Below are 24,360 nucleotides of genomic sequence, written 5' to 3'. Positions count from 1 at the left end.
AAGACGGCGAACGTCCGCGCATGGGTGTGGTGACGCCCGGAGGTACGCGGCGGCGCCGCGGCCGGTTCAACCGGCTTCGAGGGGGTCCGTGCCGGACCCCCTCGGTGCCGGTTCAGCTGGACGACAGTGCGGGTGCGGGCTGCTCGGTGGCCGGGGGCGGCGGGTTCTTGCCGCCGTCCTCCTCGTCCACGAACGTCGCCTCGTCGAACGGGTCGCGGCCCGCCAGCACCCTCTCGGCGCGTTCCCGGTCGAAGTCGCCCACCCAGGTGCCGATCACGACGGTGGCGACGGCGTTGCCGGCGAAGTTGGTCAGGGCGCGGGCCTCGGACATGAAGCGGTCGATGCCGACGATGAGGCCGACGCCGTCCACCAGGCCGGGACGGTGCGACTGCAGGCCGCCGGCCAGGGTGGCGAGCCCGGCGCCGGTGACGCCCGCCGCGCCCTTGGAGGCGATCATCATGAAGACCAGGAGCGAGATCTGCTCGCCGATGGACAGCGGGGCGCCGGTCGCGCTCGCCACGAACAGCGTGGCCATGGTGAGGTAGATGGCGGTGCCGTCGAGGTTGAAGGAGTACCCGGTCGGGACGGTGATGCCGGCGACCGTCCGGCTGACGCCGAGGTGCTCCATCTTCGCGATCAGGCGCGGCAGCGCCGACTCCGACGAGGAGGTCGACAGGATCAGCAGGAACTCCCGGCCGAGGTAGCGCAGCAGCGACCAGAGGTTCACGCGGGCGACCGCCCACAGCACCGGCCCGAGGACGAAGGCGACGAACAGCACACAGGTGACGTAGAAGCCGAGCATGAGGACGCCGAGGCTGACCAGGGCGCCGAACCCGCCCGCGCCGACGACCGCCGCGATCGCGCCGAACGCGCCGACCGGGGCCGCCCACATGATCATGGCGAGGATGCGGAAGACGAGCCGCTGGATGTGGCCGATGCCGGTGAGGATCGGGGCCGCCCGCTCCCCCATGGCCTGCAGGGCGAAGCCGGCCAGCAGCGCAACCAGGAGGGTCTGCAGCGTCTGCCCCTCGGTGAACGCCGAGACCAGCGTGGTGGGGATGATGCCGAGCAGGAACGACGTGGGGTCGCCCTCCGTGCCCTTGGACGCCTGCTCCTGGGCGGCCTTGCGCAGGTCGTCGGTCAGTTGCAGGCCCTCGCCCGGGTGCAGGACGTTGCCGACGATCAGGCCGATGACCAGCGCGACCGTCGACATGACGAGGAAGTAGCCGATGGCGAGGCCGCCCACCTTGCCGACCTTGGCGGCCTGGGCCACCGAGCCGACGCCGAGCACGATGGTGCAGAAGATGATCGGGCCGACCATCATCTTGATCAGGTTGACGAAGGCCGTGCCGAGCGGCTTCAGCGCCACGCCGGTGTCGGGGGCGAACAGTCCGACCGCGATCCCGGCCAGTACCGCGCCGATTACCGCCAGGTACAGATAGTGGGTACGGTCCCTGTGAGGCGTGGACGCGGGTGTGGTCACGCGGCCCTCCCTGTCGGTGAGAAGCGGGGGAAGCGATGCTTCGGGTCGAGTGACTATGCGCCACCATGGTGACCTAGGTCACTATTACGTACATTTCGTTCATTGCCGTCTCCGCACGACGGCCTCTCCCACGTCGTGATCCCCGTAATCGATGGTGAAAGTGAAGACCCTGACGACCGTCACCTCGCGCCTCGCGCTGTGGAGCCTGGCACGGCAGATGTTCGTGCTGCAGGTGGTCGTCGTCCTGGTCACCGTGGTGGCGTGCACCGTGCTGACGTCGCTGCACGTCCACCGGTTGCTGACCGACGAGGCGGCCATGACGACCCGCCGGGTGGCGATCAGCGTCGCCGACTCCCCCTCCGTGCTCGCCGCCCTCGGCGATCCCGACCCGTCGGCGGCGCTGCAGCCGTACGCCGAGCGGATCCGCTCCGAGACCGGCCTCGACTTCATCACGATCATGAACACCCAGGGCCGCCGGTACACCCACCGCAACCCCTCGCAGATCGGCAAGCGGTTCCTCGGCACCATCGCCCCCGCCCTGGCCGGCAGGACGTTCACCGAGACCTACACCGGCACGCTCGGCCCGTCGATGCGCGCGGTCACCCCCGTGCGCGACGCGGCTGGCCGGGTGCGCGGCCTGGTGAGCGCGGGGATCACCATCCAGAAGATCAGCGAGCAGGTGCGCGGGCAGATCGTCTCGGCCGTCCTCGCCGGGCTGCTGGGCCTGGTGGCGGGGCTCGCCGGCACCTACCTGGCCGGCGCGCGGCTGCGCCGGCACACCCACGGGCTGCGTTCGGCGGAGCTGGACCGCATGTACGACCACCACGACGCGATCCTGCACGCCGTCCGCGAGGGACTGCTGCTCGTCGACACCGGGCGCAGACTGACTCTTTGCAATGACGGAGCCCGGGAGCTGCTCGGCCTGCCCGCCGACGCCGAAGGGCGGCCGGTCACCGAGCTCGGCCTCCCCGCGTCCCTGGCCGAGCTGCTCGCCTCCGGCGAGGACCGCTCCGACGAGATCCACCTGACCGGCGAGCGGGTGCTGGTGGTGAGCTCCTCGGCGGTCCGCTCCGGGTCGCGCTCGCTCGGCAGCGTGGTGACCCTGCGCGACCACACCGAGCTGCAGGCGCTCACCGGCCAGCTGGACGCCGAGCGCGGCTTCGCCGAGTCGCTGCGCGCGGCCGCGCACGAGGCGGCCAACCGCCTGCACACGGTGGTGACCCTGGTCGAGCTGGGCCGCGCCGACCAGGCCGTGGCCTTCGCCACCGAGGAGCTCAGGACGGCCCAGCAGCTCACCGACCGGGTCGTCGGCGCCGTACGCGAGCCCGTGCTCGCCGCCCTGCTCCTCGGCAAGACCGCCGAGGCGGCCGAGCGCGGTGTCGAGCTGTCGATCGGCCCCGACAGCGAGCTGGACGACGTGGTGCTGAACCCTCGCGACCTGGTGACCATCCTGGGCAACCTGATCGACAACGCCGTGGAGGCCGCCATGAACGGCACGCGGCCCGCCCGTGTGCACGTCCGCCTGAGCGCCGGCGACGGCGTGTTCCTCGCGCGGGTGGCCGACAGCGGGCCGGGGCTCCCGGCGGACGCCGCCGAGATGTTCCGGCGCGGCTGGACCACCAAGGGCGACGGCCGCGGGCTCGGTCTCGCCATGGTCGGCCAGGCCGTGCGCCGCCTCGGCGGCACCATCGAGGCGGGCCAGGAGGACGAGGGCGCGGTCTTCACCGTACGGCTGCCGATCCCGGACGGCGCGGCGCGGGTGGCGGGCGGGACGGCGCCGTCGTGATCTCGGTGCTGATCGTCGAGGACGAGGAGCTGACGGCCGAGGCCAATCGCCTGTACGTCGAGCGGACGCCGGGGTTCGCGGTGGCCGGGGTGGTGCGCTCGGGCGGGGAGGCGCTGCGGTTCCTGCGGCGGCGGCCCGCCGACCTGGTGCTGCTCGACCTCTATCTCCCCGACATGCACGGGCTGGACGTCTGCCGGGCGCTGCGGGCGGCCGGGGTCTTCTGCGACGTCATCGCCGTCACCTCCGCCCGCGACCTGTCGGTGGTGCGGTCGGCGGTGTCGGTCGGCGTCGTGCAGTACCTCCTCAAGCCCTTCACCTACGCGGTGCTGCGCGAGAAGCTGCAGCGGTACGCCGAGTTCCGGTCCACGATCGAGGGGGCGGGCGAGGTGGCCGGTCAGGTGGAGGTGGACCGCGCGCTGTCCACCCTCAGGGGGGCCGTGACGACCTCGCTGCCGAAGGGGATGACCGAGGCCACGCTGGAGGCCGTCGCCGGCGAGCTGCGCAAGGCGCCCGGAGGCATGTCGGCCCAGGCGGTGGGCTCGGCCATCGGCGTCTCACGGGTGACGGCGCGCCGCTACCTGGAGCATCTGGTCGAGACCGGCTCGGTGCGCCGCGTCCCGCAGTACGGCGGGCTCGGGCGCCCGGAGCTGCTCTACCAGATCACCTAGGCCTGTTTCCGCACCACCCCTGCTCGGGTGCCGTATGCGATCCGGGAGCGATGTGCGGGAGACGGCCCAGGCCTGTCCTCATGTCTTGGCGACGGCCTGGCTGACCGCGTTGGGGCCGTCGTAGGTCTTGTCGGGGAGCCGGTTGAGGGCCTCGATCGCCTCCTGGTCGGCGCCCTGCTTCTTGGCGTGGTCCAGCAGCTCGTCCTTGCCCGCCGGATAGTCAACTCCGGACAGGTACTTCTGGACACGGATGAAGTCCGCCTGCGGCATGATTCCTCCTTTTGTCGCAAATGATTCCTGTCCCCCCGCGGGTGCCTGAAACCGGGTTCCTCGCCGCAGACATGCGGAATGTACGACTCTTTGCCTTCTCTCGCCAAGCGCCCCTTCCGGCCGCCTATGGACGTTTGCCAACCCTTACCAGTGACCCATCGCACGGTCGCTAAACCTGGCAAACCTCATCAATCTTCGGACCTACCAGCCCTACCGCCGCAATCCGGTCAAGTAACCGAACGATCTAGAGCAATGTTCTGCCGCAGGTCACGGCCCCGGAGCGTCGTCCCGCCCCGAATTCGGAGGTTCTCAAATGCCGGCGGCCCACGGCCGGGATCCGGGACATCACTGGTCAAACACTGAAGTAGTGACAACAGTCACGAAACGAATAGTGACACCGGCATATCACACCAATGGAAACCGTCACTAGGCATGGCTCGGGTTATCCGCAATTCTCCTTCCAAGCGATCGAGCGACGAGAGGGGTGCGGGACGTGATCGACAGGTACGAGATCTATTGCCTAGCCGATCCACTGTTTTACGACACCCTTGACAACCAGCGCGCCAAGTATCCGGACTTCGCGACAGCCGCGAGGGAGGTGCCCGCCGGCTGGGACCACCGCTCGACCGACACCTGGCTCCACTACGGTCCGAAGGAGCGATCCCTCCCCTCGCAGGGCTGGAAGATCCACATCTCCTCCTGCCTGGAGGACGCCGAGCGCACCCTGGACACCGCCTGGGACTACTGCGTCGCCCGCGGGCTCAGCTTCAAGTTCCTGCGCGGCCCCCGGGTCGTCATGATGCTGAACTCCAAGTACGCCGAGCGGGGCAGCAGCGGCAAACTGGTGACGATCTACCCGGCCGACGTGGACGAGCTGGAACTCGTGCTGAAGGAGCTCGACGAGCTCCTGCACGGGGTGCGCGGCCCCTACATCCTCAGCGACCTGCGCTTCGGTGACGGCCCCCTGTTCGTGCGGTACGGCGGGTTCGCCGAGCGCTACTGCCTGACGGCCGGCCGGGAGCGGGTCCTGGCGATCGAGAACGCGGACGGGGTCCTGGTGCCCGACCGGCGGGGGCCCTCGTTCTCGCCACCGCCGTGGATCACGCTCCCGGCCTTCCTGGAACCCCACCTGGCCGCCCGCAACGCGGTGACCCTCGCCGGCCTGCCGTACGAGATCGAGTCGGTGCTGCACTTCTCCAACGGCGGCGGCGTGTACAAGGCGCGGGACACCCGCGACGGCGGCCCGGTCGTGCTGAAGGAGGCGCGGCCGTACGCCGGCCTCGACGCCTCCGGCCGTGACGCCGTCACCCGCCTGCGCCACGAGGCGGACATCCTGCGGCGGCTCGACGGCCTCGACGTCGTGCCCGCGCTGCGCGACTACTTCGTCCTCGGCGAGCACCACTTCCTCGTGCAGGAGTTCGTCGACGGGCAGACGCTCAGCCAGGAGTCCATCCACCGGCACCCGCTGACCCGCGCCGACATCACGCCCGAGCACGCCGCCGAGTTCACCGAATGGGCGCTCGGCATGCTGGACCGCGTCGAGCGCGCGGTGGACGCCCTGCACGGGCGCGGGGTCGTGTTCGGCGACCTGCACCCCTTCAACGTGCTGGTGGCGGGCGAGCGGGTGGTGCTGATCGACTTCGAGGTCGCCTCCCCCGCCGAGGAGCGGAAGCGGCCCACGCTCGCCCACCCCGGCTTCTGCCCCCCGCGGGACCGGCTCGGCGTGGCCGCCGACCGGTACGCGCTGGCGTGCCTGCGCCTCGGCCTGTTCGCCCCCATGTCGACCGTGCTGATCCCCCTGCACCGGGCCAAGGTGACCCACCTGGCCGAGCTGGTGTGCGAGATGTTCCCGGTCCCCCGCGCCTACATCGACGACGCGGTGCGGACGATCCTCGGCGAGGACGCCGCCGGCCGTACGCCCGGCGACCGGGCGATGCGCGAGCTGCCCCTGCCCGGCCGGGCACCCTGGACCGAGGTCAGGGACGCGTGCCGCCGGGCGATCCTCGCCTCGGCGACCCCGGAGCGCGGCGACCGGCTGTTCCCCGGGGACGCCGCGCAGTTCCAGCCGGGCGGCGGGCTCAACCTTGCCAACGGCGCCGCGGGCGTCCTGTACGCGCTCCACGCGACCGGCGCCGGACGCGTCCCCGAGCACGAGGCCTGGCTGCGCGAGCGCGCCTTCGCCCCCGAACCCGGCACGGGCCTCGGCTTCTACGACGGCCTGCACGGCGTGGCGTACGCCTTCGAGGCGCTCGGCCGCAGGCAGGACGCCCTCGACCTCGTCACGCTGTGCCTGCGGGAGAAGTGGGAGCGGCTCGGCCAGACCCTGTACTCCGGGCTGTCCGGTATCGGGCTCAACCTCCTGCACCTGGCGCAGGCCACCGGCGAGCGGACGCTCGAGGAGGCCGCGCTGCGGGTGGTCGACATGGTGGCCGACCGGCTCGGCGGCGTCGAGGACGTGCCCGAGGTGAGCGGCGGGAAGAACCCGCACGCCGGGCTGATGCGCGGCTCCTCCGGTCCCGCCCTGCTCTTCCTCCAGGCCCACGAGCTCACCGGCGACGGCGCGCTGCTCGACCACGCGCGCGTGGCGCTCCGGCAGGACCTGCGGCGCTGCACCCACCGCGCCGACGGACAGCTCCAGGTGCAGCAGGGCTGGCGCACCAACCCCTACCTGGACGAGGGCTCGGCCGGAATCGGGGTGGTGCTGCGCCAGTACCTCGCCCGCCGCCACGACGAGGCGTTCCGGCAGGCGCTGGACGACATCGGGCCGGTCGCGACGCTCGACTACTACGTGCAGTCGGGACTGTTCGCCGGCCGGGCCGGCATGATCGCGGCCTTGGCGGCGGGGCTGCAGCCCGGGGTCGGCCGTTCCTCCCCGGAGGTGGCGGCGCAGATCGAACGCCTCGCCTGGCACGCGATGCCGTACGGCGGCGGCCTCGCCTTCCCCGGCAACCAGCTGCTCAGGCTCTCGATGGACCTCGCGTCCGGCACGGCCGGGGTCCTGCTCGCGCTCGGCACCGCGCTGCACGACCAGCCGGTGCGCGTGCCTCTGATCTCCCCGCCCGGCAATCCCGCCGGGCCGGCGGATCCCGCGGACGACGGAAGGAGGTGACTCGAATGGCGCTTCTGGACCTCCAGGAGATGGAGCTGCCCGGCGGCCACGGCGGTGGCGGCAGCAACCTGAGCCTCGTGGGCTGCACCCCCCACGAGAACAGCAGCCTCAGCATTCTCTGCGGCTGAGCATTCCCCTCACCACGAAACGAAAGGGCGTGACCCCCATGGCGCTTCTCGACCTGCAGGAAATGGAACTCCCCGGCGGCCACGGCGGTGGCGGCAGCAACCTGAGCCTCGTGGGCTGCACCCCCCACGAGAACAGCAGCCTCAGCATCCTCTGCGGCTGACGACTGACCAGAGCCTGGGGCGGCCCTGCACCGGCCGCTCCAGGCCTGTTCATTCCCGCGGTCATCGGAAGGGAAACCTTTGGCATGTCGGACACGGCGGCGGACCGGCTCGTCCTGTCCGTGCTGCGCCGCAGCGGCCCGTGGCCCGCGGTGTACGCCGTGGCCGCGCTGACGGGCGCCGTGGTCGAGCTGCTGCTCCCCGCCGCCCTGGGCCGCGCGGTGGACGCCCTGGTCACCCCCCGGCAGGGGGACGGCGGGGCGCTGCTCGCGTGCGCGCTGCTCGCCGTCGCGGCGGCGGCGTGCGAGGCGGTCGGCATGCTCGCGGCGGGGACCGGAGGCGCGCAGGCCGCGCTCATGCTCCGGCGGCGTCTGGTGCGTCATCTCCTGGCGGCCGGGCCGGCCGTCACCCGGCGCTTCCCGGCCGGCGATCTCGTCACCCGGGCCGGCGCGAACGCCGAGGAGGTCGCCGCCGCGGCGGAGTCCCTGGTCACCGCGGTGTCCTTCCTCGTTCCGGCCGTCGGCTCGCTGGTCGCCCTGGCGCTCATCGATCCGCTGCTGGCGGTGGCGTTCGCGGTGGGCCTGACCGCCATCGCCGTCGTGCTGCGCGCGTTCCTGCGGGAGACGACCGCCGTCGCGACCGGCTACCAGCGGGCGCAGAGCGACCTCGCCTCGCGGCTGTTCGACGCGCTCGCCGGCGCCCGCACCATCGCCGCCGCCGGTACCGAGGAGCTCGAGGTCCGCCGGGTGCTCGGGCCGCTGCCGCGCCTTCGCGAGTACGGCATGCGGCTGTGGCGGGTGAACGCGCGGGCCGGCGTGCAGGCGGCGATCGTCGTCCCCCTCCTGGAGACGGCGGTGCTCACCGTGGGCGGCTTCCGGCTCGCCGCGGGCGGGCTGAGCGTCGGGGAGCTGTACGCCGCGGCCCGCTACGCCGTGCTCGGCGCGGGGATCGCCTCCGCGCTCGGGCAGCTGAACCGCCTGGCCCGCGCCCGCTCGGCCGCGCGCCGCGTCCAGGAGGTGCTCCAGCAGCCGGAGGTCGCCTACGGCGGAGCCGAGCTGCCGGACCCGGGGCGGGGGCGGCTGGAGTTCCGCGGTGTGAGCGTCCACGTGGACGGGCGGGCGGTGCTGCGGGAGGTCGATCTCGTCGTGCCCGGCGGCTCCACGGTGGCCGTGGTCGGCAGGTCGGGCAGCGGCAAGTCGCTCCTGGCCGCCGTCGCCGGCCGGCTGGCCGACCCCGACCTCGGCGAGGTGCTGCTGGACGGGGTGCCGCTGCGGCGGCTCGGCCGCGCGGCGCTGCGCCGCGCCGTGGGGTACGCCTTCGAACGGCCCGTGCTCTTCGGCTCCACCCTGGGCGAGGCGATCGCCGTGGGGCGTCCGGCCGCCGAGGCGCGGACGGCCGCCGGGGCGGCGGCCGCCGACGCGTTCATCCGCAGGCTGCCCCGCGCGTACGACACGCCGGTCGCGGACGCGCCGATGTCGGGCGGCGAGCGGCAGCGGGTGGGGCTGGCCCGGGCGTTCGCCCACGGGGGCCGGCTGCTCATCCTGGACGACGCCACCTCGAGCCTGGACACCGTCACCGAATTCCAGGTGGCGCGCGCGCTGACCGAGGAGCTGCGCCACCGCACGCGCCTGATCGTCGCGCACCGGGCCACGACGGCCGCCCGCGCCGACCTGGTGGTCTGGCTGGACGGCGGCCGGGTGCGCGGCGTGGCCCCGCACGCGACCCTGTGGCGCGAGGCCGCCTACCGCGCCGTCTTCCAGGTGGACGGACCGGGCGCACCGGAGGCCTCCCCCGCAGAACGCGACTCCCCGGCCGTGAGGCGGCTCGCCGAGAGGAAGGCGGGATGAGCGGCCGGCCCCGGCGCGCGGCCGCCCTCTCGCGTCAGGTGCGCGGGGTGCTGTGGGAGGCGGTGCGGCGGGAGCCCCGGCAGGTGGCGCGGCTGCTCGGGTGGTCGTTCGCGGAGGCGGCGCCGTCGTTCGCCTCCGGGCAGGCGGTGGCCCGGGCGGTGGACGGCGGGTTCGCGGCGGGCCGTCCGCTGACCGGCCTCGCCTGGCTGGCCGTGCTGGCCGCCGCGTGGCTGGCCGCCGCGCTCGGCGCCCGCCAGGTGCTGCTGGCGATCGCCGCGATCGTCGAGCCGTTCCGCGACACGCTGCTGCGGCGCGTGGTTGACGGCGCGCTGCACCGGGCCGCCGCCTCGGGCCGGCGACCGGACAGCGCCGCCGTCGCGCGCCTGAACCGGCAGGTGGAGCTCGCGCGGGACGCGTTCGGGGCCGTGATAGCGGTGGTGAGGTCGTTCCTGTTCTCGGTGACCGGCGTGGTGCTCGGCGTGCTGACCCTGATGGGGGCCGTGGTCCCGCTGGTCGTCCTCCCGCTGGTGGCCGGGCTCGCGCTGTTCCTGATGTCGCTGCCGGCCATGGCGAGGCTGCAGCGGGAGCTGATCCTCGCCGAGGAGCGGACCGCCGCGTCCCTGGCGTCGATGGTGGACGGCCTGCGGGACGTCGTGGCGTGCGGCGCCGAGGAGCGGGTGGCGGACGTGGTCGCGCGGGACGTCGAAGGGCAGGCGCGCACGGGCCGCGCGCTCGCCCGGCTCACGGCGGTGCGCACGCTCTCGCTGGCCGTGGGCGGCCTGCTGCCGGTCCTGATGGTGCTGGCGGCGACGCCGGCCCTGCTGCGCGCGGGCGCGACCGCCGGGATCGTCCTCGGCACGCTGACGTACGTCGCGCAGTCGCTCGCGCCCGCGCTCGGCAGCCTGGTGCAGGGCGTGGGGGTCAACGGGGTGCGCCTGGTGGTGGCCCTCGAACGGATCCTGGCCACCAGCGGCCGTCCTCCCGCGCCCGCCTCCGGCGCCGTGCGCGAGGTCCGCGGCGTGTCGCTGCGGCTGCGCGAGGTGGGGTTCGCCTACGGCCCCGGAGCCGAGCCGGTCGTCCGGGGCCTGGACCTGGCCGTCCGGGAGGGCGAGCACCTGGCCGTCGTCGGCCCGAGCGGGATCGGCAAGTCGACGGTGGCCGCCCTGGTCGCCGGCATCCTCGCGCCGGACGACGGGCGGGTCCTCCTCGGCGGGATCCGCGTCGAGGAGTACGACCGGTCCGCGATGTGCCGGGCGCGGGTGCTCATCCCGCAGGAGGCCTACGTCTTCCGGGGCACCCTGGAGGAGAACCTGACCTACCTCGCCGGCGGGTGCACCCGCGCCGAGTTGGACGAGGCCGTCGACGCGGTCGGCATGCGGGAGCTGGCGGCCAGGCTCGGCGGGTACGGGGCGGAGGTGGACCCCTCGCGGCTGTCGTCGGGCGAGCGGCAGCTCGTCGCCCTGACCCGCGCCTACCTCTCCCCCTCCCGGGTCGTCCTGCTCGACGAGGCCACCTGTCACCTGGACCCGGTCGCCGAGGCCAGGGCCGAGGAGGCGTTCGCCGCCCGGGAGGGCACGCTGATCGTCATCGCGCACCGCCTCACCTCCGCGCTGCGGGCGCGGCGGGTCCTGGTCATGGACGGCAACCGGGCCCAGGTGGGCACGCACGAGGAGATGATCGCGGCCTCCCCTCTCTACCGGGACCTGATGGGCCACTGGGACGGCCCCTCCGCGGGCGGGAACCGGGCCCAGGGGTGACGACCGCCCCAAAATTCGGACATGCGATACCAAAAATGCCTTATGTCCGCTTATGAGGGGGTACGTCCATCTACGCCGGTTGTGCCTTTCCATTCGCGACGCGGGGCGGGTCCTGCTGGAACGGAGGACACCAAGGTGAGCGCACAGATGAGCGAGACGCCGGGCCAGGCGTCCGATGTGAAGACCCCACGCGGCGGGACCTCCCGCGGCGCCGAGCTCGTCAGCGAGCGCGGCCGTACGACGATCTCCCCCATCGTGGTGGCGAAGATCGCCGGGATGGCCGCCCGCGAGGTGAACGGGGTGCACGCGATGGGCGCCGGCATGTCGCGCGCGCTCGGCGTCGTACGCGACCGCCTCACCGGAAGCCACGGCGTCACCCAGGGCGTGACGGTGGAGGTCGGCGAGCGCCAGGCGGCGATCGACCTGGAGGTCATCGTGGAGTACGGGGTCTCCATCCCCGACCTCGCGGCCGGCATCCGCCGGAACGTGATCAGCGCTGTCGAGGGCATGTGCGGCCTGGAGGTCACCGAGGTGAACATCACCGTCGACGACCTCCACCTGCCGGACGAGGAGTCCGCCGAGCACGAGGAGCGCCGCGTCGTATGACGCACTTCGCCGGCACGGCCGAGGTGGAGCGCCTGGCGGACCGGATCGCCCAGGCCGTCCAGGGCTGCCCGGACGTCGCCGCGCCGGCCCGCCGCGGGGTGGCGACGTACCTGTCGGGCCGCGCGGTCGCCGGGGTCGCCGTCCGCGACACCGGGGTGGAGGTGTCGGTGGTCGTGCGGTACGGGCGGCGGCTGCCCGAGATCGCCGACGCGATCCGCGACGCGGTCGCGCCCCTGGTCCCCGGCCTGCCGATCGACGTCCACATCGACGACATAGAGATACCCGAGAAGGAACACGGCCCGGGAGACCGGGCGGGCGAGGACGCCAAGAGCCCGAGCAGGGCGGTGGAAGGTGAGCGACATGGATGAGACCCGCTTCTGGCCGGCGGTCGGCCTGCTCTTCGGGACCGCGCTCGGCTTCGCCGTGGTCGTCGGCGGCCTTACCGCCTTCCTGATCGTGCTGGTCCTCGGCGTGATCGGGTTCGTGGTCGGCCGCGCGCTGACCGGTGAGCTCGACATGAGCGGCCTGATGGGCCGGCGGCGCACATGAACACCGCCCCCGTCCCCGAGCCCGGGCGGGCCGGGACGCCTCCGGCGGGCGCCACGCTCCCGGAGAAGCGCGGCACGACGCGCATCGCCGACCGGGTGCTGGAACGGATCGCCGCGCGGGCGGTCACGGAGGTCGACCAGGTCGGCGGCGCCGCGCCGCGGCTGCTCGGCGTGCCGCTCGGACGCGGCGCGCCCCCGGCGGCGGCGCCGCGCGTCAGCGCCCGCGTCGAGGGACGCCTGGCCGTCGTCCACGTCGCGCTGTCGGCGACGTACCCGGCGCCGCTCCGGCAGGTCGCCCAGCGGGTCCGCGAGCGGGTCGCCGGACGCGTGCGCGAGCTGACCGGGCTGGACGCGCGCCAGGTCGACGTCGACGTCACCCGGCTCGTGCATCCCGTCGAGCACGGGAGGCGGGCGTCGTGACCTCGCCCGAGCGGTTCCACCACGCGGGCCCGCCCCAGGAGGCCGGTCCCGAGCCGGCCCCCCGCACCAGGGGCGGGCCGCGGACGGCGTCGCGGGCGTTCCGCCCTCGCCGGACGGTTCCCGCGACGCTGACCGCGCTGGCACTGGCCGTCGCCGCCATCCTGGCCCTGGTCGGAGCGGTCGCGGCGGCGGCCGGCGGCCTCGTGCACGCGCCGCAGGCGGGCTGGCTGACACCGCTGGACCGGTTGCACTGGGACGACCCGTCCGCCCTCGCCACCGCGTCGGTGGCGGTCGTCCTCGGGTTCCTGCTGCTCGCGGCGGCGCTGATCCCGGGACGCCCGCGGGCCATCCCTCTGGCGTCGGAGGACCCGCAGATCCTCACGGGCATCACGCGGTCGGGCCTGTGCCGTCACGTGGCCGCCGTCGCCGGGCACGTCCCGGGCGTCTCCGGTGCCCGCGCCCGGCTGCGGGGCAGGCGGCTGCACGTGACCGCCACCACGCCGCTGCGCGACCCGGGTGAGCTGCCCGGTCAGGTGGCCGGCGCCGTGTCGGCGCGCCTTTCGGAGCTGCGCCCGCTCAAGCCGGTGAAGGTCGACGTCTCCATCCGCAGGAAGGAGGGCTGAAAGGTGGACCGCCATATCGCTCGCGTCAACCGCGTCGGCCTGGCCGTCGTGGGGATGGTGCTGATCCTCTGCGGGCTCGCGGCCCTGGCCCGCGGCCTCGGCGTGCTCGGGCCCGCCCACGTGCCGGTCACCTCGGGACCGCTTCCCGCCTACGCGCTCACGCCGTGGTTCTGGCCCGCGGTCGCCCTCGTCGCGCTGGTGGCCGAGCTGCTGGCCCTGCGCTGGCTCCTCCTCCAGGGGCGCAGGAGCACCATCCACCACCTCGACCTGGAGCGCGACCCCGGGCACGGCACCACCCACATCTCCGCGCGCGCCGCGGCGGAGGCACTGGAGGACGACCTCGCCGAGAGCGTGCACGAGGAGCGGCCGGCCGAGTCCCTGGCGGCGGGCGAGGCGGCACCGGCGCGGGCGGAACGGGTGCACGCCACCCTCGGCGGCGCCCCGGCCGACCCGCGCCTCGCGCTGGCGGTCACCCTGCCCGACGAGGCGGACCCGGCGGCCGCGGGGCGGGCCGTCCAGCGTGCGGTGGCGCGGTTCCGGGAGTCCCTGGAGACCGACCGCCTCCCCGCCGTCGTCCGGCTGCACACCGTCCGGACCCATCCCTTCTGATGCCGGCAGGCCGACGCCTTCACCAGGTTTTTAAGCAGCCGGCACCGGTCCGCGACGGTGGGGCGTGTACGGCCCCGCCACTCAGGGAATGCGGACAAATACGACATATCGCCGAAGGGTAGGGGGCGTCATGGGTGCTCACCTTCATGCGCGTGAAGTGACCCGCACGCCGGTGCAGACGGCCGCGTTCGTCGTGGGCCTGGTCTTCCTCGTGGTGGGGATCCTCGGCTTCATCCCCGGGATCACGACCAACTACGGCTCCATGACGTTCGCCGGTCACCACTCGGGCTCGCTCCTGTTCAACCTGTTCCAGGTGTCGGTGCTGCACAACATCGTGCACCTCGTCTTCGGCTTCGCCGGCGTGACGATGGCCCGGTCGTACGGCGCGGCGGCCAACTACCTGGTCTGGGGCGGCGTCATCTACCTGCTGCTGTGGATCTACGGCCTGTTCGTGGCCGGTCCGAACACGGCCAACTTCGTGCCGGTGAACACCGCCGACAACTGGCTGCACTTCCTGCTCGGCATCGTGATGATCGCCCTCGGCGTGGGCCTGTCCCGCAGGAGGGCGGGGATCCGCAAGGGGACCTTCCCCATCTGACCCGCGACCGGCCTGGCGGTGGTCCGAGCGCCCGGCGAGGCGATCGAACACGGCCCCGGTACCGCCCCGCGTACGGCGGCGGGCTCCGCGGCGACGCTCATCTCATGACATGACGTGATTCTGGCTAGCATGGGCGGTCGCCGCGGAACTCGGATGGGGAGCAAGTGATGGCTGCGACGGGCTCGGCTCCGGACGGCGGACCGGGCTTCCGGGTGCTCGGGCCGCTCACCGTGCTGGCCGACGGCCGCGAGGTGCCGGTCGCCGGCAACAAGCTGCGCGTGGTGCTCGCCGGTCTGCTGCTGCGCGCCGGGGAGACCGTCCCCATGTCGCGGCTGGCCACCTGGCTGTGGGACGACGGGCCGCAGGACGCCGAGCGGGCCAGGGCCGCCGTCCACACCTACGTCAACCGGCTGCGCCGCCACTCCCAGGTGCGCGACGTCGTGCGCACCGTCCACGACGGCTACCGGGCCGAGATCGGCGAGCACACTCTCGACCTGCTGCGCTTCCGCGAGCTGGCGGCGTCGGCGCGCGAGGCCGCCGCCCGCGACGACCTGGAACCGGCCTCCCGGCTGTTCTCCCAGGCGGTCGAGCTGTGGCGGCCCCCGGTGCTGGCGAACGTCGAGTCGGTGGCGCTGCACGACGAGGAGGTGGCGCCGCTCACCGAGGAGTGGCTCCAGGTCCAGGAACAGTGGCTCGACATCGGCCTGCGGACCGGCCGGCACGCCGAGCTCGTCGGGCGGCTGCGCGAGCTGACCCGGTCGCATCCCCTGCGCGAGCCGTTCTGGGAGCGGCTGATGCTGGCGCTGTACCGCGGCGGGCGGCCGGCCGAGGCGCTGCAGGCCTACCACACGGTGAGCGAGGTGCTCGCCGACGAGCTCGGCGTCGACCCCGGCCCGGCGCTGCGCGCCCTCCACCAGGCGATACTGACCGACGACCCGTCGCTCGGGCCGCCCGGCGTCCCGGTGAAGGCCCGCGCCGAGGCGCCCGTCCAGGTCCCCCGGCAGCTGCGGCCCGACGTCCCGGGGTTCGCCGGGCGGCGGGCCCAGCTCGCCGTACTCGACGGGCTGCTGCCGGCGACGTCGTCCCCGGAGGCGCCCCCGGCCATCGTGTCCGTGCAGGGCATGGCGGGGTCGGGCAAGACGGCCCTGGCCGTCCACTGGGCCCACCGGGCGTCCCGGCACTTCCCCGACGGCCAGCTGTACCTCGACCTGCACGGCTACGGCGCGGGCAGGCCGGTCCAGCCCGCCGCCGCGCTGGAATCCCTGCTGCGCGCCCTCGGCACCCCCGCCGACCGCGTCCCCGCCGGGCTGGACGAGCGGGCGGCCCTGTTCCGCACGCTGCTGGCCGGACGGCGGGTGCTGCTCCTGCTGGACAACGCCGGCGGCAGCGAACAGGTGCGCCCCCTCGTCCCCGGCTCCGGGGGCATGACGATCGTGACCAGCCGCAACCAGCTACGCGGCCTGATCGTGCAGTACGGCGCCCGCCGCGTCATCCTCGACCAGATGCCGCACGGCGAGGCGGTCGAGCTGCTGGAAGGCGTGCTCGGCCGCGAGCGCCTGGCCGCCGAGCCGGAGGCCGTGGCCGACATCATCGCGCGCTGCGCCCGCCTGCCGCTCGCCCTTCGCATCTTCGGCGAGCGCGCCGCCCGCTTCCCCGACGCGCCGCTGGAGAAGCTCGCCTGCGAGCTGCGCGACGAGCGGACCCGGCTGTCCGCGCTCGACACCGGCGACGGCGACGAGACCGACGTGCGCATGGTCTTCTCCTGGACCTATCGGGCGCTCGACGCGGCGTCCGCGCGGCTGTTCCGGCTGCTCGGGCTGCACCCGGGCCACGAGATCGGCGCGGAGGCCGCCGCGGCGCTGACGGGCGGCGAGGTGGGCGACGCCGTCCGCCTGCTGGACCGGCTCACCGCCGACCACCTGCTGCGCTCCCGCTCCCCCGGGCGGTACGACTTCCACGACCTGCTGTCCAGCTACGCCGCCGAGCGGGCGCGCGCCGAGGAGACCGAGCAGGACGCCGACGCGGCGCTGCGCCGGCTGCTGCGGTGGTACGAGCGCACGGCGGGCAATGCCGCCCGTCACCTGCCGCACCACGGCCGGGCGCTCCCGCGGGAACCCGCGCCGGCCGACGTCGTACCACTGGACTTCGGCGGCCCGGAGGCGGCCGTCGACTGGTACGAGGAGGAGCTGCCCAACCTGGCGGCCGCGGTCCGCTACGCCGCCTCCCGCGGGTGGCACGAGGCGGCCTGGCGCCTGTCGCGGGTGCTGGCGCCGTTCTTCCAGTACCACGTGCCGGGACCGGTGTGGGTGGACGTCTTCCGTACGGCCGTCAGGGCGAGCCGCCACGGCGGGCAGGCCGTGGAGGAGGGCTGGGCCCTCACCGACCTGGGATGCGCCCTGTCCAAGCTCGGCCGGCTCGACGAGGCGGCGGCGCGGTACGCCGAGGCCCTGACGGTGGCCCGCCGCGCCGGGGACCGCGACCTGGAGGGGCAGGCGCTGGCCCTTCTCGGCACGGCGCGCTTCACGCTCGGCGACTACGAGGCCTCCACGCGCTGCTACAACCAGGCCCTCGCCATCGCCCGCGACAGCGGCGACCGGCTCCTGGAGGCGGAGACGCTGAACCACATCGCGCGGAACGACATCGTGCTGGGCCGCCACGCCGAGGCGCTCACCGGAGGCGGCGCGGCGCTGGCGGTGTACACCGAGCTGGGTGACCGCTACCACCAGGGCGACGCGCTGCGCACGCTGGGCGCCGCCCACGCCGCGACGGGACGGTGGGACCGGGCGGCGGAGGAGCTGACGCGCGCGCTGGAGCTGATGCGGGAGTTCGAGGACCGCCGCGGCGAGGCCGAGGTGCTGGTCCTGCTGGGTGACGCCCTGCACGCCTCCGGCGACCCGGAGGAGGCGCGAGGCTATCTGCGGCAGGCCCTGGCGATCCTCGTCGAGCTGGACGACCCGGGGGCGGCGGACGTGCGCGAACGCCTGACGAGGACCGGCCCCCGTACCTCGTCCGATCCTCGCCGGGCCTGAGGCACGGCGGCGCCCAGGCGCACCACCGACCTCGCCTACGCCCACCCCCTGTCGTACGCCGCGCCCAGGCGCTGGACCCACACGTTCCCGAGGTGCGCCGCGCCGGCGGCCGGTTCCCCTGACCGGGCCGCCGGCGCGGGCCCCCTCCCCGTCCCGCCTTTCACCCCCGTGCGGCGGGACGGAGCTCAGGCGCGCGTGATGCGGACGCTGTCGCGTCCCTCGGCGGGCCTTCTCCACTGGGACACGGTGTCGCCGCCGCTCACGCCGCCCCCGAGCATCTCGCCGGTCGCCGTCGGCTCCTGCATGGCTGTGCGCATGATCATCTCCGTTCGTCCGTCGCCCGCTCGGGCGAGCGATGACGAAACTAGAGGGCGCCGCTGACGTCCGCCTGTCATGACGCTCACACCGGATGACAGCCCGGCGGGAACGTCGGTGATCTCGGAATTCCTTCGCGAAGTCTCCCCTGTGACGGGAACCGGTGGCGGTCACTTGCACGTTCGTTGAACCATTGCGTATACGACTGTTTCGGTAGATGTCCCCCTTGAACCCGGTGTCTGGAGTGCCATGCGTACGACCCTGGCCGTGGAGCGGCCGCAGAACGTCCCCGTGGCGCTGGCCCTCGCCCCCGGCCTGTCGATGCTCGCGTTGATCACCGACGCGCTGGGCGGGCGTTCGCGCGGGGCCCCGGAGTCGTGGCGGAGGCTGGTGCGGTCGGTTGCCACCTCCAAGGACGCCATGGTGGTGCGGTCGCTGGCCACCCCCGGCTACAGCGTGGTCCCCGACCTGGTCTTCCCCGGCGACCCCGCCACCGACGTCGCCGTCGAGACCCAGATCGAGATGCTGCGCGACCTTCCCGGGCACGCCCTGACGGACGAGCTGCACGTGATCCTGAACGGGCCGGTGCCGCCCCACTGGCGGGCGGCGGCCGACAAGCCGGAGCAGTGGCTGCACGGCTACGCCGACCTGCTCGAACGCACCTGGTCGGCCATGGGGGACATCTGGAAGCGCGCCCGGCCCCTGCTCGACCGCGAGATGGAGCGCGTCGCCCTCGCGGCGGCCCGCGGCTCCACCGACGCGGTGCTGAACGACCTGCACGCCGACTGCATGTTCCGCGACGGCGCCTTCAGCTTCCCCGACACCCAGCCCGGCCGCTTCTACATCGGGTCACGGCGGCTGGTGCTCATGCCCATGCTCGCCGGGCCCACCGCCTTGGTCAGCCACCTCGACGGTCCGGACCTGGTGTGGATCGGCTACCCCCTGCCCGGGGTGGGCGCCCTGACGTCCTCCCCGAAGCCCAGGGGCAAGGACGACCCGCTGGTGCTGCTGATCGGCGACGTGCGGGCCGCCATCCTCGCCAACCTCGAACGGCCGCTGACCATGGGCAGGCTCGCCGAGCTCACCCACCACGCCCCCAACGCGATCACCTACCACTGCGACCGCCTGGAGACCGCCGGGCTCATCGTCCGCCAGCGCTTCGGCAGGGAGATCCACGTCCACCGGACCGACCGCGGCACCGCGCTGGTACGACTACTCAGCATCTGACGCGCCGCGCGCGACGCGACACGACCCTTCCGGCTTCCTTGAAGCATGGTTCGCGCGCTTCGGGCCCCTGGCGGCAGGGGCTTGCCGGGGGTCGGTGAGGCACTTAGGCGTCGCCGTCCCTCGGCCTGGCCTCCGGCGAGATGGCGGCGCAGTTCCTCGGAGTGCTCGGCCTGGGCGAGGGCCTCTATCGAGGCGAGCCACAGCGTGCGATCGGTCCGCCCGGCTTCGCCGCCGCACCGGCCGCCAGGCTCACCTGTGCGGGGTCCGCCGCCCACCGCAGTGCCCCACTCGCCGCACGGACGAGAGGGACACTGCCCGATGTCGCTACGGCTTGAGCCACCGCCACCTCGGCGACGAGCTCTTGCACTTGTACTTCTTGCCGGTGACCTTGGCGTACCCGTACCTGCCATGGGCGGCGGCCGGGCAGAACGCTCCCGGGGTGACGCAGTTCCAGTGGTTCCCGACCTGCTGGTACGTGCACGCCGCGGCAGTGGCGGCGTCAGCGGTCCCGACCGCCGCCGGCGCGACGAGCAGAGCACCGCCAAGGACGACAGCGGAGAGGATGGATCGCAGGCGCAAGTTGACTCCTTTTGTGGGAGACGGGGCGCTTGTGAGACGAGCTTGGGCGGGGGCGGGTTGACAGGAGTGTCCGTATTCCGACTGGCCTGGAGGGATTCGACGGCTGCGTCCGGGACACATACCGCGAGGTCGTTTCGCCGCTCCCCGGCGCGCCGCGGACCGCCGCGACGCCAGGGTCCCGCCGCGCTCACCATGTCCCGTAACCAGCGGGACCACCAGCGCCGATGCTGTCCCCAGGGTCCCCGGCCCCGCCTTTCGCTCACGGCAGGCGTCTCCCGTCGTCCCCCTTCTCCTGATCAACCGGGGAAAGAATTTCTGGCAGCGGGGAACAACCACCGGGTGCCGCTGGTTACATCACACGTGACCGGTGTGCCTGGTGTCCCCGGGCCTCATCTATCGCCTTCGCGGACTACCGTTCGGCTGGAGCCGCGTTGTGCCTTTCGCCGAGAGGCGACCCGCACACCGGTTCGCACACGTGGGACCCCGCCAGGTTCGCCTGGCGGGGTCCTTCACGTTTCCCGCCCCGGCGCCTCGCGAACCTGCCCACGCCGCCCGCCGCCCCCGAGCCTTTCCGGGGCGTCCTGCCTTGCCGGGGCGGCTTGACGGTCCGAGGTCTGGTCGGCCGTCCGCCGGTCTCCGAGTGGTCGCCGCTTCCGGGTTCCCCCGCCGCACCGCGCCCGAGTCACGCCGTGCCAGGTCTCGGGGGCACCACCATGGAGGGATTAAGCAACTCGTGTTGACTATCTCTGGATTAGTCAATTAATGTTGCTTGCATGCCGGCAAGTGAGATCCCTGTCCCGCAGGAGCCCGCCGACGCTTTGGCGGCGGTGGTGGCCTTGCGGCGGCTCGCCGATCAGTTGGAGGACGCCGCCGTCGAGCAGGCGATGCGTGCCGGCTGGGGCTGGCCGCAGGTCGCCGAGGCGCTCGGAGTGACCCGCCAGGCGGTCCACAGGAAGCATGCCAAGCGGCTCATCGCCGCAGGCGTCAAGCTGAGGAGACGTTCCCCATGAACCCGATCGACGAATACCTCCACACGGTCATCATGGAGGGGGCCGTGGAGGCGCGAAGGCAGGGATCGGACGCGGTCGAGGCGCAGCACCTCCTGCTGGCCGTCGCCGCCCAGCAGGGCACCGTCCCGCAGCGCATCCTGGCCTCCGCCGGTCTCGACCAGGAAGGGGTCCGGGCCGCCCTGGAGCGGGAGATCGACCACAGCCTGAGCGCGGTCGGGGTCTCCCGGGCCGCCTTCGGGCCTCCCCGGCCGAGCATGACGCTCAAGCGCTCCCCCACGATGGGCGCCACGGGCAAGCTCGCCCTCGAGCGCGCCTTCGCCTCGGTCTCCCGCAAGAAGGACCTCCGGCCGGCGCACGTACTGCTGGGAATCCTGCAGGCCGAGGTCGGCACGGTGCCGCGCGCCCTGGCCCTGGCCGGCGTCGACCGTACCGACCTGCTGACCCGCGTCCGTACCGCCATCGAGAGCGACGGCATCGAATAGCCGGCGTCGGGTGGACGAGCACGCCCTCGTCACCCATCGCCCTACGCGCTTCACCCAAGAGAGCTGTCGAATCAGGCGGTCCCGCGCCGTCTGACCGACCGGGCGCGCGGCTCGTTCGCCGCGCCCCCATTCGTGCTCGTCCGGACGGCATCGCGATCCGGCGCAGCCGGCGGCACGTGACCGTCACCGCCTGCCGCCCTGGCACGACCGCACGGTCCCCGGAGATCGATCGGCCGCCACGCTCCGCGACCTTCATTCACTCGCACACCGGCGAAACCCCCGGCGCAGCCCTTTCCGGGCCCCATCATGCCCGAATCCCGTCCCGGCCGGCCTCCGGCCTTTTCTCCATGCCCAAGGAGCCATGAATGTCCCTGTTCCGCACCCAGGCGGGCCTGCTCGTCGCCGCCCTGACCGTCGCGGGGGTCGCCATGACGGTCCCCGGCGCCTCCGCCTCCGCCTCCGCCTCCGGCGATGACGGCCACGAGCGGCTCCGGCGCGCGCTCGGCGATGCCGTGGCCGACGGCGGTGTCCCCGGCATCGTCGCCGAGCTGAGCGACGGCCACTCGAGGCCGTGGTTCGGCACGGCGGGGGTGGCCGATCTGACGACCGGGCGCGCCCGCCGGCCGGGTGAGCACTTCCGCATCGGCAGCTTCACCAAGGCGTTCACCGGGACGGTGGTCCTGCAACTGGCGGCCGCGGGCACGCTGACCCTGGACGACACGGTGGCCAGGTGGCTGCCCGGCGTGGTGGAGGAGCATCTCGGCGCGGACGGCACCAAGATCACGATCAGGCAACTGCTCAACCACACGAGCGGCCTCCCCGACGCCCTTCCCGGCCAGACCCCGGACCCCGAAGAGCCCGGCAGGCGCTTCATCTACTCCAAGATCAACTACAACCTCGCCGGGATGATCGTCGAGCGTGCGACCGGCTCGACCCTCGCCGACGAGATCGACCGCCGCATCGCCCGCCCGCTGCATCTCACCGGGACCTACCTCCCCGGCACCGACAACACGATGCGCGAGCCGCACGCCCGCCACTACTCGAAGTCCGACGAGGCCGGCAGTCCCACCGAGATCCACGACGTGACCGGCGCGGACCTCAGCTGGGCCTGGGCGGCCGGGGGCATGGTGTCGACGACCTCTGACGTGCACCGGTTCCTGCGGGCCCTGCTGAGCGGCCGGCTCCTCCCGCCCGCCCAGCAGCGGGAGATGTTCACCACCGTCTCCACCGAAGGCGCGGACTGGGTCCCGGACACCAGGTACGGCCTCGGCGTGTACGCGCAGAAGCTTCCCTGCGGGGTCACGCTCTGGGGCGGCGGCGGGTACATCCAGGGCTCGGTGACGTACGCCATGGGCGACCGTCAGGGCCACCACATACTGGTGACCAACATGAACGGCGACTGGAACGACTACCTGAAGACCTTCACCGAGCTCTACGAGGCGCACTTCCGCCGGTCGTTCTCCTGACAGGCGTCAGCGGCCGGCGGCGGTCGAGATCAGGGCCCGGGGGTCGGCGGCCGCGGCGAGGACGCCGTCGGGGCGTACGTCGATGAGGTGGGCGTGCCCGAACGATCCCCCGTACGGGAGGCCCTGCACCACGTGGCCGCGCTCGCGCAGGCCGTCGCCCCACGGCGCGCCCTCTTCGACGTCCACCGGCGCCTCGTCCGGCTCGCTCCAGGCGTCGAACCCGGTGAGGCCGGGGCCGAGCCGCCAGCGGGGCGCGCCGATGGCGTCCCCCGGCGACTCCCCGGCGCCGAGCAGGCGGGCCAGCACCTGCAGGAGGATCTGCGGCTGGGAGTCGCCGCCCATCGTGCCGAGCACCGTGCGCAGCGAACCGTCCGGCCGGGTGACCAGGGCGGGCGCGAGGGTGTGCGGCGGGCGGCGGCCGGGCCCGTACTCGGCGGGGTGACCGGGGACGAGGGAGAAGCCGATGCCCCGGTTGTGCAGGTTGATGCCGGTGGCGGGCTCGAACAGCATGCTGCCGAACCCCGCCGCGTTCGACTGGATCAGCGAGACGCCCATGCCGTCGGCGTCGACCGCGCAGAGGTAGGTGGTGTCGCCGGGCGAGACCAGGTCGCGCAGCCGGGCGCGGCGGGCGGGGTCGATGGCGGCGCGCCGCTCCGCGGCGGAGGCCAGCACGTGCTCCACCGAGGCGCCCTCGCACAGCACCTCCGGCCGGTCGTGCCCGGCCGCTCTGGCGGCCTCCACGAGCAGGTGGGCCCACAGAGGGTCGGCCGGGTCACCGGGCAGGCCGAGGCCGTCGGCGATCTCCAGGGCCAGCAGCAGGAGGTAGCCCTGGGAGTTCGGCGGCACGGTCCACACCTGGTGCCCGAAGGCCGGGGCGCTGAGGGGGGCGACCCAGTCGGCGCCCGGGCGCGCGAGGTCGTCCTCGGTGTACTCCCCGGTGGAGGAGCCGCCCGCCTCGGGGTCGCGGCCGAGCATGAGCAGGCCCTTGCCGAATTCTCCCAGGTAGAAGCCGTCGCGCCCGTCGGTGGCGAGGGCCGCGAGGGCGCGGGCCACGCCCGGCCGCCTGATCAGCTCGCCGGGCGCCACGGCGGTGTCCATCTCGGGCAGGACGGCGGCGGCCGGGGCGAGCAGCGGGGAGGCGGGGAATCCCTCCTCGGCGTACCGGACGGCGGGCGCGAGCAGGTCGGCCAGCGGCAGCCGTCCGTACCTCTCGTGCAGCGCGAGCCAGCCGTCGGCGCAGCCGGGAACCGGCACCGACCGGATGTCCCGCTGGAACGGCATGCGGGCGTGCCCCTCGGCGCGGAGCCGCTCCGGGTCGGCCCCGGACCCGGCACGGCCGGAGGCGTTCAGCGCGACGGGGGTGCCGCCCGCGTGGACCAGGGCGAACAGGTCTCCGCCGAGGCCGCAGGCGTGGGGGGCGGTGACGGCCAGGACGGCGTTGGCGGCGATCGCGGCGTCGGCCGCCGACCCACCGCGGTCCAGCATGGCGAGCCCGGCCGAGGACGCCAGGGGATCGATAGTGCATACCATGCCGAACCTGGCGAACCTGGTGTACGTCATGCCGGAACTGTACGGCCTTTCCGGCACCGCCGGGCGCCACGACACCGGCGCCGATCGCACCCTGCCGGGAAGATCCGCTGA

At 73.6% G+C, this 24,360-nt stretch carries 24 protein-coding genes; 19 read left to right on the top strand and 5 right to left on the bottom strand.

The window, feature by feature from the left end; genetic code table 11:
• Positions 1-112: 112 nt before the first annotated feature.
• Positions 113-1,483 (bottom strand): cation:dicarboxylate symporter family transporter, encoded by a 1,371-nt coding sequence (locus KIK05_RS11675; protein ID WP_214410661.1) that lies wholly within the window; start codon positions 1,481-1,483, stop codon positions 113-115.
• Between the two features lie 160 nt (positions 1,484-1,643).
• Here KIK05_RS11675 and KIK05_RS11670 point away from each other — a divergent pair, with 160 nt between their 5' ends.
• Positions 1,644-3,269, top strand: coding sequence for a sensor histidine kinase (locus KIK05_RS11670; RefSeq protein WP_308249861.1), 1,626 nt, complete (start codon positions 1,644-1,646; stop codon positions 3,267-3,269).
• Positions 3,266-3,937, top strand: coding sequence for a response regulator (locus KIK05_RS11665; RefSeq protein ID WP_214410659.1), 672 nt, complete (start codon positions 3,266-3,268; stop codon positions 3,935-3,937). The genes KIK05_RS11670 and KIK05_RS11665 overlap by 4 nt, the downstream gene beginning before the upstream one ends.
• A gap of 78 nt (positions 3,938-4,015) precedes the next feature.
• Here the strand turns inward: KIK05_RS11665 and KIK05_RS11660 are convergent, their stop codons facing one another.
• Entirely contained in the window at positions 4,016-4,207 is a 192-nt protein-coding gene (locus tag KIK05_RS11660; protein ID WP_214410658.1) for a DUF2795 domain-containing protein, read from the bottom strand.
• Positions 4,208-4,700: 493 nt separating this feature from the next.
• Between KIK05_RS11660 and lanKC the strand changes: the two genes are divergently transcribed.
• The 13 genes from lanKC (at position 4,701) to KIK05_RS11595 (ending at position 17,640) form a co-directional block, all read left to right on the top strand.
• Positions 4,701-7,316: a class III lanthionine synthetase LanKC gene (gene lanKC, locus KIK05_RS11655; RefSeq protein ID WP_214410657.1), complete on the top strand. Its 2,616-nt coding sequence runs from the start codon at positions 4,701-4,703 to the stop codon at positions 7,314-7,316.
• Between the two features lie 5 nt (positions 7,317-7,321).
• The gene (locus tag KIK05_RS11650) at positions 7,322-7,444 is read left to right on the top strand and encodes a SapB/AmfS family lanthipeptide (RefSeq protein WP_214410656.1); all 123 of its coding nucleotides are present in this window, start codon (positions 7,322-7,324) and stop codon (positions 7,442-7,444) included.
• 38 nt (positions 7,445-7,482) lie between these two features.
• A complete protein-coding gene (locus KIK05_RS11645) occupies positions 7,483-7,605 on the top strand; it encodes a SapB/AmfS family lanthipeptide (protein ID WP_214410656.1) in 123 nt (40 codons plus the stop codon).
• Positions 7,606-7,689: 84 nt separating this feature from the next.
• The gene (locus tag KIK05_RS11640) at positions 7,690-9,450 is read left to right on the top strand and encodes an ATP-binding cassette domain-containing protein (RefSeq protein ID WP_214410655.1); all 1,761 of its coding nucleotides are present in this window, start codon (positions 7,690-7,692) and stop codon (positions 9,448-9,450) included.
• A complete protein-coding gene (locus tag KIK05_RS11635; RefSeq protein ID WP_214410654.1) occupies positions 9,447-11,207 on the top strand; it encodes an ATP-binding cassette domain-containing protein in 1,761 nt (586 codons plus the stop codon). Before KIK05_RS11640 ends, KIK05_RS11635 begins: the two co-directional genes overlap by 4 nt.
• A 147-nt stretch (positions 11,208-11,354) precedes the next feature.
• Positions 11,355-11,813: an Asp23/Gls24 family envelope stress response protein gene (locus tag KIK05_RS11630; RefSeq protein ID WP_214410653.1), complete on the top strand. Its 459-nt coding sequence runs from the start codon at positions 11,355-11,357 to the stop codon at positions 11,811-11,813.
• Positions 11,810-12,181, top strand: a complete 372-nt coding sequence (locus KIK05_RS11625; RefSeq protein WP_214410652.1) for an Asp23/Gls24 family envelope stress response protein — start codon at positions 11,810-11,812, stop codon at positions 12,179-12,181. The genes KIK05_RS11630 and KIK05_RS11625 overlap by 4 nt, the downstream gene beginning before the upstream one ends.
• Complete coding sequence (locus tag KIK05_RS11620) at positions 12,174-12,362, top strand: hypothetical protein (RefSeq protein WP_214410651.1); 189 nt, start codon at positions 12,174-12,176, stop codon at positions 12,360-12,362. Before KIK05_RS11625 ends, KIK05_RS11620 begins: the two co-directional genes overlap by 8 nt.
• Complete coding sequence (locus KIK05_RS11615) at positions 12,359-12,781, top strand: Asp23/Gls24 family envelope stress response protein (protein ID WP_214410650.1); 423 nt, start codon at positions 12,359-12,361, stop codon at positions 12,779-12,781. Before KIK05_RS11620 ends, KIK05_RS11615 begins: the two co-directional genes overlap by 4 nt.
• The gene (locus KIK05_RS48825; RefSeq protein ID WP_214410649.1) at positions 12,778-13,404 is read left to right on the top strand and encodes a DUF6286 domain-containing protein; all 627 of its coding nucleotides are present in this window, start codon (positions 12,778-12,780) and stop codon (positions 13,402-13,404) included. The genes KIK05_RS11615 and KIK05_RS48825 overlap by 4 nt, the downstream gene beginning before the upstream one ends.
• A 3-nt stretch (positions 13,405-13,407) precedes the next feature.
• A complete protein-coding gene (locus KIK05_RS11605) occupies positions 13,408-14,013 on the top strand; it encodes an alkaline shock response membrane anchor protein AmaP (protein ID WP_214410648.1) in 606 nt (201 codons plus the stop codon).
• A gap of 130 nt (positions 14,014-14,143) precedes the next feature.
• Positions 14,144-14,611 carry a DUF4383 domain-containing protein gene (locus tag KIK05_RS11600; protein WP_214410647.1) on the top strand — a complete coding sequence of 156 codons (468 nt, stop codon included), beginning with the start codon at positions 14,144-14,146 and terminating at the stop codon, positions 14,609-14,611.
• A 167-nt stretch (positions 14,612-14,778) separates the two neighbouring features.
• On the top strand, positions 14,779-17,640 hold the full coding sequence (locus tag KIK05_RS11595) for an AfsR/SARP family transcriptional regulator (RefSeq protein WP_214410646.1): 2,862 nt from the start codon (positions 14,779-14,781) through the stop codon (positions 17,638-17,640).
• A 185-nt stretch (positions 17,641-17,825) separates the two neighbouring features.
• Here KIK05_RS11595 and KIK05_RS48065 read toward each other — a convergent pair whose 3' ends face one another.
• A complete protein-coding gene (locus tag KIK05_RS48065) occupies positions 17,826-17,957 on the bottom strand; it encodes a hypothetical protein (protein ID WP_284681284.1) in 132 nt (43 codons plus the stop codon).
• A 247-nt stretch (positions 17,958-18,204) separates the two neighbouring features.
• Between KIK05_RS48065 and KIK05_RS11590 the strand changes: the two genes are divergently transcribed.
• On the top strand, positions 18,205-19,182 hold the full coding sequence (locus tag KIK05_RS11590; protein ID WP_214410645.1) for a helix-turn-helix domain-containing protein: 978 nt from the start codon (positions 18,205-18,207) through the stop codon (positions 19,180-19,182).
• Between the two features lie 324 nt (positions 19,183-19,506).
• Here KIK05_RS11590 and KIK05_RS11585 read toward each other — a convergent pair whose 3' ends face one another.
• The gene (locus KIK05_RS11585; protein WP_214410644.1) at positions 19,507-19,761 is read right to left on the bottom strand and encodes a hypothetical protein; all 255 of its coding nucleotides are present in this window, start codon (positions 19,759-19,761) and stop codon (positions 19,507-19,509) included.
• Between the two features lie 773 nt (positions 19,762-20,534).
• Here KIK05_RS11585 and KIK05_RS11580 point away from each other — a divergent pair.
• From KIK05_RS11580 to KIK05_RS11570, 3 genes are all read left to right on the top strand, one after another.
• Positions 20,535-20,771 carry a hypothetical protein gene (locus KIK05_RS11580; protein ID WP_214410643.1) on the top strand — a complete coding sequence of 79 codons (237 nt, stop codon included), beginning with the start codon at positions 20,535-20,537 and terminating at the stop codon, positions 20,769-20,771.
• A complete protein-coding gene (locus tag KIK05_RS11575; protein ID WP_214410642.1) occupies positions 20,768-21,253 on the top strand; it encodes a Clp protease N-terminal domain-containing protein in 486 nt (161 codons plus the stop codon). Before KIK05_RS11580 ends, KIK05_RS11575 begins: the two co-directional genes overlap by 4 nt.
• A 365-nt stretch (positions 21,254-21,618) precedes the next feature.
• Positions 21,619-22,719 carry a serine hydrolase domain-containing protein gene (locus KIK05_RS11570; RefSeq protein ID WP_214410641.1) on the top strand — a complete coding sequence of 367 codons (1,101 nt, stop codon included), beginning with the start codon at positions 21,619-21,621 and terminating at the stop codon, positions 22,717-22,719.
• A 6-nt stretch (positions 22,720-22,725) separates the two neighbouring features.
• Here the strand turns inward: KIK05_RS11570 and KIK05_RS11565 are convergent, their stop codons facing one another.
• Positions 22,726-24,279, bottom strand: a complete 1,554-nt coding sequence (locus KIK05_RS11565; protein ID WP_214410640.1) for a gamma-glutamyltransferase family protein — start codon at positions 24,277-24,279, stop codon at positions 22,726-22,728.
• Between the last annotated feature and the right edge of the window lie 81 nt (positions 24,280-24,360).

The organism is Sphaerisporangium fuscum, from assembly GCF_018531465.1.
In the GTDB taxonomy this organism is placed as follows: domain Bacteria; phylum Actinomycetota; class Actinomycetes; order Streptosporangiales; family Streptosporangiaceae; genus Sphaerisporangium; species Sphaerisporangium fuscum.
The sequence above is the reverse complement of the archived record's forward strand: the minus strand, read 5'-3'. Positions and strand labels throughout refer to the sequence as shown.

Excerpts from the sequence above, each read along its gene's own strand:
- KIK05_RS11590 (WP_214410645.1), top strand. The coding sequence starts at position 18,205 with ATGCGTACGACCCTGGCCGTGGAGCGGCCGCAGAACGTCCCCGTGGCG.
- KIK05_RS11620 (WP_214410651.1), top strand. The coding sequence starts at position 12,174 with ATGGATGAGACCCGCTTCTGGCCGGCGGTCGGCCTGCTCTTCGGGACC.
- KIK05_RS11600 (WP_214410647.1), top strand. The coding sequence starts at position 14,144 with ATGGGTGCTCACCTTCATGCGCGTGAAGTGACCCGCACGCCGGTGCAG.
- KIK05_RS11615 (WP_214410650.1), top strand. The coding sequence starts at position 12,359 with ATGAACACCGCCCCCGTCCCCGAGCCCGGGCGGGCCGGGACGCCTCCG.
- KIK05_RS11575 (WP_214410642.1), top strand. The coding sequence starts at position 20,768 with ATGAACCCGATCGACGAATACCTCCACACGGTCATCATGGAGGGGGCC.
- KIK05_RS11640 (WP_214410655.1), top strand. The coding sequence starts at position 7,690 with ATGTCGGACACGGCGGCGGACCGGCTCGTCCTGTCCGTGCTGCGCCGC.
- KIK05_RS11625 (WP_214410652.1), top strand. The coding sequence starts at position 11,810 with ATGACGCACTTCGCCGGCACGGCCGAGGTGGAGCGCCTGGCGGACCGG.
- KIK05_RS11570 (WP_214410641.1), top strand. The coding sequence starts at position 21,619 with ATGTCCCTGTTCCGCACCCAGGCGGGCCTGCTCGTCGCCGCCCTGACC.
- KIK05_RS11660 (WP_214410658.1), bottom strand. The coding sequence starts at position 4,207 with ATGCCGCAGGCGGACTTCATCCGTGTCCAGAAGTACCTGTCCGGAGTT.
- KIK05_RS11630 (WP_214410653.1), top strand. The coding sequence starts at position 11,355 with ATGAGCGAGACGCCGGGCCAGGCGTCCGATGTGAAGACCCCACGCGGC.
- KIK05_RS11645 (WP_214410656.1), top strand. The coding sequence starts at position 7,483 with ATGGCGCTTCTCGACCTGCAGGAAATGGAACTCCCCGGCGGCCACGGC.
- KIK05_RS48065 (WP_284681284.1), bottom strand. The coding sequence starts at position 17,957 with ATGCGCACAGCCATGCAGGAGCCGACGGCGACCGGCGAGATGCTCGGG.
- KIK05_RS11595 (WP_214410646.1), top strand. The coding sequence starts at position 14,779 with ATGGCTGCGACGGGCTCGGCTCCGGACGGCGGACCGGGCTTCCGGGTG.
- KIK05_RS11635 (WP_214410654.1), top strand. The coding sequence starts at position 9,447 with ATGAGCGGCCGGCCCCGGCGCGCGGCCGCCCTCTCGCGTCAGGTGCGC.
- KIK05_RS11565 (WP_214410640.1), bottom strand. The coding sequence starts at position 24,279 with ATGACGTACACCAGGTTCGCCAGGTTCGGCATGGTATGCACTATCGAT.
- KIK05_RS11580 (WP_214410643.1), top strand. The coding sequence starts at position 20,535 with ATGCCGGCAAGTGAGATCCCTGTCCCGCAGGAGCCCGCCGACGCTTTG.
- KIK05_RS11650 (WP_214410656.1), top strand. The coding sequence starts at position 7,322 with ATGGCGCTTCTGGACCTCCAGGAGATGGAGCTGCCCGGCGGCCACGGC.